The sequence below is a fragment of the Rathayibacter sp. SD072 genome, from assembly GCF_017355185.1.
Taxonomy (GTDB): Bacteria; Actinomycetota; Actinomycetes; order Actinomycetales; family Microbacteriaceae; genus Rathayibacter.
In genome coordinates this window covers 1-8,277 of record NZ_JADILJ010000079.1, presented here as the reverse complement: position 1 = coordinate 8,277, position 8,277 = coordinate 1, and the positions used below count along the sequence as shown (strand labels likewise).

The window sequence follows — 8,277 nt, the reverse complement described above, 5'->3', positions numbered from 1 at the left end:
CGCGCCGCCGCGCCGCGCTCAGCGCCCTCGCCGTCGCCCTGGCCACCACCACCGCCCTCACCGCCTGCTCGAGCGGCTCCGACGCGAGCGCCTCCGGGACCGGCGAGGAGGGCTCGTTCGGCGAGGCCGCGATGCAGCTCTCCTGGGTCCCCCACGTGGAGTTCGCCGGCGAGTACCTCGCCGACGCGAACGGCCACTTCACCGACGCCGGCTTCGACTCCGTCACCCTGACCCCCGGCGGCACCGGCGCGACCGGCGCCGAGACCGCCATCGCGAGCGGATCCGCGTTCGCGGGCGTCTCCTCCCCGCTGATCACCGGCCCCGCGATCTCGGAGGGCGCCGAGATGAAGATCGTCGGAGCGACCTACCAGAAGAACCCGTTCGCGATCGTGTCGCTCACCGACGCCCCGATCGAGACCCCCGAGGACATGGTCGGCAAGACCATCGGAGTCAGCGACAGCAACGACCTCGTCTGGCGCGCGTTCCTCGCCGCCAACGACATCGACGAGTCCGACGTGAACCGCGTGCCCCTCACCGACTCCACGCTGCTCACCACCGGCCAGGTCGACGGCTACATCGGCTACGCGACCGCCGGAGCGAACACGCTCAACCAGCGCGGCTTCTCGGCGCAGCAGTTCCTGCTCGCCGACACGGGCCTGCCGATGGTGGGCGAGACGATCGTGGTCGCGCAGGCGAGCATCGACGACGAGCGCGAGAAGGTGAAGGCGCTGCTGCTCGCCCTCGTGCAGGGCTGGCAGGACGCCGTCGCCGATCCCGAGGCCACCGCCGAGACCGTCGTCGCCGACTACGCGGCCGACCAGAACTACAAGGTCGAGGAGCAGGCGCAGGTCATGGTCACCCAGACCGAGCTGATCAGCACCCCCGAGACCGACGAGAACGGCCTGCTCACCATCAGCGACGAGCTGCAGGAGCAGTCGGTCGCCTCCCTCGCGCTGACCGGCATCGAGCTCGACGCCGACGAGCTCTTCGACACCACCCTGATCGACGAGGTCTACGAGGAGCACCCGGAGCTGCTCGAGGGCTAGGCCCCGAGCACCCGGAGCTGCTCGAGGGCCGAGCCCCGAGCACCCCCCCTGACGACCCGCGCGAGAGGACGAGACGTTGACCACCACCGAGAACGGCACCGAGGGCATCCGCTTGTCGGGCCTGAGCAAGCGCTTCGACCTGGGCTCCCGGTCGGTGCAGGCGCTCGCCGAGGTCGACCTCGTCACTCCGCGCGGGTCGTTCCTGTCGCTGCTGGGGCCCTCCGGCTGCGGCAAGTCGACGATCCTGCGGATGCTGGCCGGGCTCGAGAAGCCGACGACCGGCTCCGTCTCGATCCACGGCACGCCCGTCGTCGGCACGAAGCGGAAGGCCGAGCTGGGCATCGCGTTCCAGGACTCGGCGCTGCTGCCCTGGCGCTCGGTGCGCTCCAACGTGCGCCTGCCGCTCGAACTGACGCGGCAGGCGTCCAAGCGCGACAGCATCCCCGACCTGCTCGACCTGGTCGGGCTGACCGGCTTCGAGGACGCCTACCCGTCGCAGCTCTCGGGCGGCATGCGCCAGCGCACCTCGATAGCGCGGGCCCTCGTGGTGCAACCCGATCTGCTCCTGCTCGACGAGCCGTTCGGCGCGCTGGACGACATGACGCGCCAGCGCCTCAACCTCGAGCTGCAGCGCATCTGGACCGCGCGACCGGCGACCACCCTGATGGTGACGCACGGCATCGCCGAGGCGATCCTCCTCTCGGACACGGTGGCCGTGATGTCGCCCCGGCCCGGCCGGATCGTCGAGGTCATCGACATCGATCTCCCGCGCCCGCGCACGGTCGAGATGCTCCGCAGCCCCGAGTTCCACGCGATCGAGGACCGCATCACCGACCTCCTGTTCTCGCAGCACGGCGTGGCGATGGAGGACGAGGGGTGACCCGGCTGCGCACGAACTGGCGCGTCCTCGCCGGCCTCGCGGTCTTCGTCGCGGTCTGGTGGATCCTCGCCGAGACCGTGTACCGCGAGAGCCGGGCCGTGCCGAGCCCGGGCGCGATCGTCGCCGCGTTCCTCCGCGACGGTCCCCTCTTCTACCTCCGCAACGTCGGCGACACCGTGCTCGCGGCCGGCTGGGGCTACCTCTGGGGCACCCTCGCGGCGCTGGCGCTCGCCGTCGTCGCGCTGCTGCTGCCGTGGACCCACCGCGTGATCGAGCAGATCGGCGTGATCAGCCACTGCCTCCCGCTGACGGCGGTCGGACCGGTGATCCTCGTGATCTTCGGCGGTCGGACCACCTCGATCTTCCTCGCCGCGCTGCTGGTCTTCTTCACCACCCTCATCGGCGCGCTGCTGGGCGTCCGCTCGGCGCCGCGCACCGCGCTCGACCTCGTCGCGGCCTACCGCGGCGGCCGCTGGGCGCAGATCGTGAAGGTGCAGGCCGTCGCGGCCGTGCCCGCGACGCTCACGGCGCTGCAGGTCGGCGTGCCCGCGGCGATCCTCGGCGCCGTGCTCGGGGAGTACCTCGGCGGAGTGACGACGGGCCTCGGAGTCGCGCTCGCGGTCGCGCAGCGCCAGATGGACGTCGAGCGCGCCTGGGCCTTCGCGGTGCTGAGCGGAGTGGTCACGATCCTCGGCTACGCCCTCATCGCGGCCGTCGGACGCTGGGTCATGCCGCGCGTGACCGGCACTCCGCGCGCCACCCGCCGCTCGATCCTGCGCCGCACCGGAGGAGTCGTATGACCGCCACCGCCACCGCCACCCGCATCCCCGCGCGCCGCGCCCGCGACCTCACGCCGCGCCTGGCGCTCCGCATCGTCCGCGCCGAGCTGGTGCCCCTCGCCCTCGCTGCGCTGCTCGCGATCGGCTTCTGGTACGCGTTCCTCGCGATCGCCGACGTCTCGCCGCTGCTGGGCAAGACGCCGACCGACGTCGCGACCTACCTCTTCGTCGAGGAGGAGGCCGCCGCGAACCGCGCCGTCGTCTTCGGCAACCTCGGCGTCACCGCGCTCGACGCCCTGATCGGCTACGCCGCGGGCATGCTCGTCGCCCTCGCGATCGCGGTGCTCTTCGTGCTCGTCCGCTCGCTCGAGGCCACGGTGATGCCGATCGCGATGCTGCTCAAGTCGATGCCGCTGATCGTGATCACCCCGCTGATCACGCTCGCGATCGGCAACGGGCTCGCGGCGGTCGCCGTGGTCGGAGCGGTCGCGGTCTTCTTCCCGGCGCTCGTGACCGTGGTGTTCGGGCTGCGCTCGCTCTCGCGCGAGTCGTTCGAGCTGGTGACGGTCTACGGAGGCTCGCCACTGGACGTGCTGCTCAAGGTCGCCCTGCCGACCGCGGTGCCGGCGATCTTCGCGGCGGCCAAGGTGGCGGTCCCCTCCGCTCTGAGCGGGGCGATGCTGGCCGAGTGGCTGGCGACCGGGAAGGGCCTGGGCGGAGCCGTGCAGCGCGCGTCGGCGGGCTTCCGCTACGACGAGCTGTGGGCGTCGCTCGCGGTGATCACGGCGCTGGGAGTCGTGGCCTACGCGGTCGTGGCGATCGGCGAGAGACTGGCGGCCGTCCGCTTCGGCGGACAGAACTGAGGAACGGCATGAGCAGCAACGGAACCATCACCGGCACGGTCTGGGACGGGCAGCGCGCCCTCGGCACCGCGACCCTCGCGTGGAGCGGCGACGAGATCGTCTCCGTCGACCCCTCCGGCGGGCAGGCGCCCGGTGGCGAGGAGGCCCTCTCGATCATCCCGGGCCTCGTCGACACCCACGTGCACCTCGGCGCCTACTCCGGCGCGGGCACGGCCGACTTCGCCTCCTGGCCGCTGATCACCCCGCGCGAGGAGCGGGTGTTCCACATCGCCAACAACGCCCGCAAGGCGGCCCGCGCCGGAGTCACGACTCTGCGCGATCTCGGCGCCGACGAGCTGCAGATGACGGTCGCGCGGATGTTCGAGCAGGGCATCGCCGACGGGCCGCGGCTCGTGACGCACGGCGCGGTCGGCATGACGGCCGGTCACGGCGACCTCTTCGTGCCTCCGCACTATCCGCACCGCGACCGCGTCGCCGACAGCCCTGACGAGTGCCGACGGCTGGTCCGCACCTGGGCGCGGGCGGGCGCCGACGGCATCAAGATCTACACGAGCGGCGGAGTGCTCTCGATGGGCGACCGGGTCGGCTGGCGCAATCAGACCGACGCCGAGATCGCCGCGACGATCGACGAGGCGCACGCGCTGGGCATGCCCGTCGCCGCGCACACCCACTCCGTCGAGGGCCTCGACCGTGCGCTCGCGCTGGGCGTCGACTCGATCGAGCACGGCACCGCGATCGGTCCGCAGCACTGGGCGACGCTGGTCGAGCGGAACCTGCCGGTCGCCCCCACTCTCTTCATCAACGACGTGATCGCCGCCGGTCGTGCGCCGTCGTCTCCGGAGGCGTCGCTCAAGGCGCAGGACGTCGTCGCCACCCGCGACGCCGGCTTCCTCGCGGCGGGCGAGGCCGGGGTGCGCTTCGTGCTCGGCACCGACGCCAACGGGGTCTACGTCGACTGGGGTGAGCAGCTCGACGAGGTGCGGCGGATGCGCACGGCGTTCGGCTGGAGCTCCGAGCGCGCCTTGATCGCGGCGACGTCCGACGCGGCCGCCGTCGTCGGGCTCGGCTCCCGCGTGGGCCGTCTCGCCGCCGGGTTCGGCGCCGACTTCGTCGTGCTGCGCGGGCGCCCGTGGGAGAGCATCGACGACCTGCGGGCCGAGAGCATCGTGGCCGTCGTGTCCCGCGGCCGGGTCGTGTCGGGCGCGCTGCCGGAGTCGCTCCGATGACCGCCGCACCCCGCCGGTTCGTCTCGGCCGAGGCGCTCGGCGCGCCCCGCGGGGCCTACAGCCACGCGGTCGAGGCGCACGGAGTGGTCTACGGATCCGCCATCGGCCCCTTCGCGCCGGGCGACGGCTCGGTGCCCGAGGGCGTCGCGGCGCAGACCGCGGCCGCGCTCGACAACATCGAGCGGCTGCTCGGCACCGAGTTCGGCCTGGAGCTGCGCGACGTGGTGCGGATCACGATGATCCTCGCCGACTTCGAGCGCGACTTCGCCGCCTCCTCGGCCGTCTACGCCGAGCGCTTCCCCGTCGATCCGCCCGCCCGCACCGTGCTCGGCGCGGCACTGCCCGGACCCCTCGTCGCGATGGACTTCATCGCGGCGGCCCGCTGAACCGGAAGGCCCCCGTGACCCTCGACTCCTTCGTCCGCGGCCTCCCCAAGGCCGAGCTCCACGTGCACCTCGAGGGGACGCTCGAGCCGGAGCTGCGCGCCCGCCTCGCCGAGCGGAACGGCCTGCCGGTGCCCGCCGCGCTCTCGTACGACTTCGACTCGCTCGCCTCGTTCCTCGCCGTCTACTACCCGGCGATGGACGTGCTGCGCGAGGAGCAGGACTTCTACGACCTGGCGACGGAGTACTTCCGCCGCGCCGCCGCCGACGGAGTGGTGCGCGCCGAGGTCTTCTTCGACCCCCAGGCCCACACCTCGCGCGGCGTGCCGTTCGAGTCGGTGATCGGCGGCTACCACCGCGCCGCCGTCGACGCGGCCGAGCTCGGGATCGACGCCGCGCTCATCCTCTGCTTCCTCCGCGACCTCTCGGCCGAGAGCGCCCGCGAGACTCTCGAGCGCGCCCTGCCGTTCGCCGACCGCCTGATCGGCGTGGGGCTCGACTCCGACGAGCGCGGCAACCCGCCGGCCAAGTTCCGCGAGGTGTTCGCGCTCGCCCGCGAGGCGGGGCTGCGCCTGACCATGCACTGCGACGTGGACCAGCCCAACAGCATCGAGCACCTGCGCCAGGTGCTCGAGGAGATCGGCGTCGACCGGATCGACCACGGCACGAACATCGTCGAGGCACCCGAGCTCGTCGAGCGCGTGCTCGAGCGCGGGCTCGCGCTGACCTGCTGCCCCCTGTCGAACTCGTTCGTCTCGAGCGACATGAAGGCGGTCGAGCTGCGCGCGCTGCTCGAGCGCGGCGTGCGGGTGACGGTCAACTCCGACGACCCGGCCTACTTCGGCGGGTACCTCGCGGACAACTACCTCGCGCTGGCCTCCCGCGCCGGCTTCACCCGCGACGAGCTGGTGCAGCTGGCGCGCAACTCGGTGCTCGGCTCCTGGGCGCCGCCCGAGGCCCAGGAGGAGCTGCTCGCGCGGATCGACGCGCACGCGGCGACGGCTTAGGGGCTTCGGCGCGACTGCTCCGAACCCGCAGAGCGCGCCGCGTGACGTGTCCCGTTTTGCGCGTCGCAGGAGCGTGTGAGAGTCGCCGGGTCGGTCCATCGCGGTGGATCCGGAAGTGGACCCCGGGAGATTCCGTACGACGGGGCCCGGGGTTCCGCGCTCTCAGGAGAGTCCCTCGGGTCGCTCGCCTCCAGCTCAGAGGTAGCGCAGAGCCAGGTGCAGGTCGACGCGGTCGGACATGGAGCCGAGGTCGCGGCCGGTCAGCGCCTCGATGCGCTGCACCCGGTAGCGCAGCGTGCTCGCGTGCAGGTGCAGGCGGTCGGCGGCTTGCCGCCATGCGCCTCCGCTCTCGAGGAACACGCGAAGGGTCTCGACCATGTCGGAGCGGTGCTCGTCGTCGTAGCGGACCAGCTCGCCGAGCACCGCGCGGGCGAAGGCGGCGCGGGTGCGCGGGGCGACCGCTTCGAGCAGGGCGTCGCTGGACAGGGGGACCGTGTGCGCGAGGACCGAGACGGGCTCCGGTGACGCGGCGGCCGCGGTCGTCCGCGCGCGAGCCTGGAGGAGGGAGGGACCGAGCTGCGCGACGGAGCGGGACGCGTCGCCGACTCCGATCGCGACCCGGCGGCCGGCGAGCAGCCACGGTGCGCCCTCGACGGCGTCCCGGAGCGAGCCCCCGGGCTCCCGTTCCGCGTCCTGCGGGTCGCCCAGCAGCAGCACGGCCGCGCCGTCGAGCACCGCGCCCGCGGCCAGAGCGTGCTCGCGCTCGGCGGCCTCGAGCAGCGGCCGCAGCAGGGCCTCGGGAGGCAGGCCCGGATCGTCGGAGCGCGCCAGGACCACGCGCACCGGGGTCCCCAGCCGGGCGCCGAGCAGTCGCAGGCGCACCGAGACCTCGGTCTCGGGGAGCTCGTCGTGCTCGACGGCCCGCAGCAGGTCGAGCAGCGGACCCGCCGCCTCCTGCTCGCGGCGGAGGGCGACGGCGAGGCGGCCGGCCACCGCGCTCGCGAGCAGGTCGGCGGCGTCGGCCGACTCCTCCGACCAGCCCCTCTGATCGCCGGTCACCACGAGCACGCCGAGGCGCTCGCCGGAGGGGGAGAACAGGGCCTTCCCGGACAGGGTGCGGCTGCCGGGCGCGACGTCCCAGCGGTCGTCGGTGGAGGCGAGCGACGCCTCCCAGGCCGAGCCGGACTCGGCGGGGGACGGCATGCCGCCCGCCGACGCGACGAGCGTGCCCGCGCGGTCGATCGCCCAGCTGCCGTGCGCGAACTCCTCGAAGAACGCGCGGAGGGCGGCGTGCACTCCCTCGCCCGAGGCGAGGTCCTGGAGCAGCCGGCGGGCGAAGCGCGCGTCGCGGCCGAGCGTGGGCAGGTCGGCCTGCGCGAGCACGCCCGCGACGGTCTGGCCGATCGTCTTGAACGACACCTCGGGCGAGACGGTCAGCAGCGCGACTCCGTGCCGCCGGCAGACCTCGATCATGCCGGCCGGGAGGGTGCCGACGGCGATCAGACCGACGACGATCGCCACGACTCCGCGATCGGCCACCTGGCCGACGAACCGCTCGACGCTCTCCCGCCCCGAGGTCCACAGCGCGCTCGTGAGCACGACGTCGCCGGGGGAGAGGAAGCGGCCGGGATCGGGGAGGTCGATCGTGTAGGTGCCCGAGATCGCGCGGGCGAGCTGCACCTCGTCGCCGGTCACCAGGGTCAGCTGGAGCTCGGGATGGGTGAGGAGCTCGCGGACGTTCACGCTGGGGCGGCCTCTTCGATCGGGGGACCCGCGACCGGGCGGGGGCTCCAGACTACGGGGGCGGCGGAGGCGTGCTGCGGAACGTCGGCTGAGAGAGGGGTCTCTCCGCTGTCAGGCGACAGACCCCCTTCCCGGCTGATGTTCTGCGCGGGTCTCGGCCGGAGCGGCGCCTCCACGACGGAGGAGCCGACCCCCGGGGACGCGCAGGGCGTCTCGCGGGGGCCGGCTCCTCGGCTCAGTGCTGTCAGCGCGCGGTGCGGCGGCGTCCGAGTCCGAGTGCGACGGCGCCGGCGGCCAGCAGGCCGAGGGCCGCGGCCGAGAGCCAGCCGCCCTCGACGCCGGTGCTGGCG

At 73.5% G+C, this 8,277-nt stretch carries 8 protein-coding genes; 7 read left to right on the top strand and 1 reads right to left on the bottom strand.

From position 1 onward, the window contains the following. The 7 genes from IOC53_RS18135 to add all read left to right on the top strand — a co-directional run. On the top strand, positions 1-1,046 hold a 1,046-nt coding region (locus IOC53_RS18135), incomplete at its 5' end, for an ABC transporter substrate-binding protein (protein ID WP_207407938.1). A 76-nt stretch (positions 1,047-1,122) separates the two neighbouring features. Beyond that, positions 1,123-1,926, top strand: coding sequence for an ABC transporter ATP-binding protein (locus IOC53_RS18130; protein ID WP_207407937.1), 804 nt, complete (start codon positions 1,123-1,125; stop codon positions 1,924-1,926). Then, positions 1,923-2,726 (top strand): ABC transporter permease, encoded by an 804-nt coding sequence (locus IOC53_RS18125; protein ID WP_207407936.1) that lies wholly within the window; start codon positions 1,923-1,925, stop codon positions 2,724-2,726. The genes IOC53_RS18130 and IOC53_RS18125 overlap by 4 nt, the downstream gene beginning before the upstream one ends. Further along, positions 2,723-3,568 carry an ABC transporter permease gene (locus IOC53_RS18120; RefSeq protein ID WP_207407935.1) on the top strand — a complete coding sequence of 282 codons (846 nt, stop codon included), beginning with the start codon at positions 2,723-2,725 and terminating at the stop codon, positions 3,566-3,568. Before IOC53_RS18125 ends, IOC53_RS18120 begins: the two co-directional genes overlap by 4 nt. A gap of 8 nt (positions 3,569-3,576) precedes the next feature. Then, a complete protein-coding gene (locus tag IOC53_RS18115) occupies positions 3,577-4,794 on the top strand; it encodes an amidohydrolase family protein (protein ID WP_207407934.1) in 1,218 nt (405 codons plus the stop codon). Further along, the gene (locus IOC53_RS18110) at positions 4,791-5,180 is read left to right on the top strand and encodes a RidA family protein (RefSeq protein WP_207407932.1); all 390 of its coding nucleotides are present in this window, start codon (positions 4,791-4,793) and stop codon (positions 5,178-5,180) included. The genes IOC53_RS18115 and IOC53_RS18110 overlap by 4 nt, the downstream gene beginning before the upstream one ends. A 14-nt stretch (positions 5,181-5,194) precedes the next feature. Next, positions 5,195-6,184 carry an adenosine deaminase gene (gene add, locus IOC53_RS18105; protein WP_207407931.1) on the top strand — a complete coding sequence of 330 codons (990 nt, stop codon included), beginning with the start codon at positions 5,195-5,197 and terminating at the stop codon, positions 6,182-6,184. 195 nt (positions 6,185-6,379) lie between these two features. Here the strand turns inward: add and IOC53_RS18100 are convergent, their stop codons facing one another. Continuing rightward, positions 6,380-7,927, bottom strand: coding sequence for a helix-turn-helix domain-containing protein (locus tag IOC53_RS18100; protein WP_207407930.1), 1,548 nt, complete (start codon positions 7,925-7,927; stop codon positions 6,380-6,382). Between the last annotated feature and the right edge of the window lie 350 nt (positions 7,928-8,277).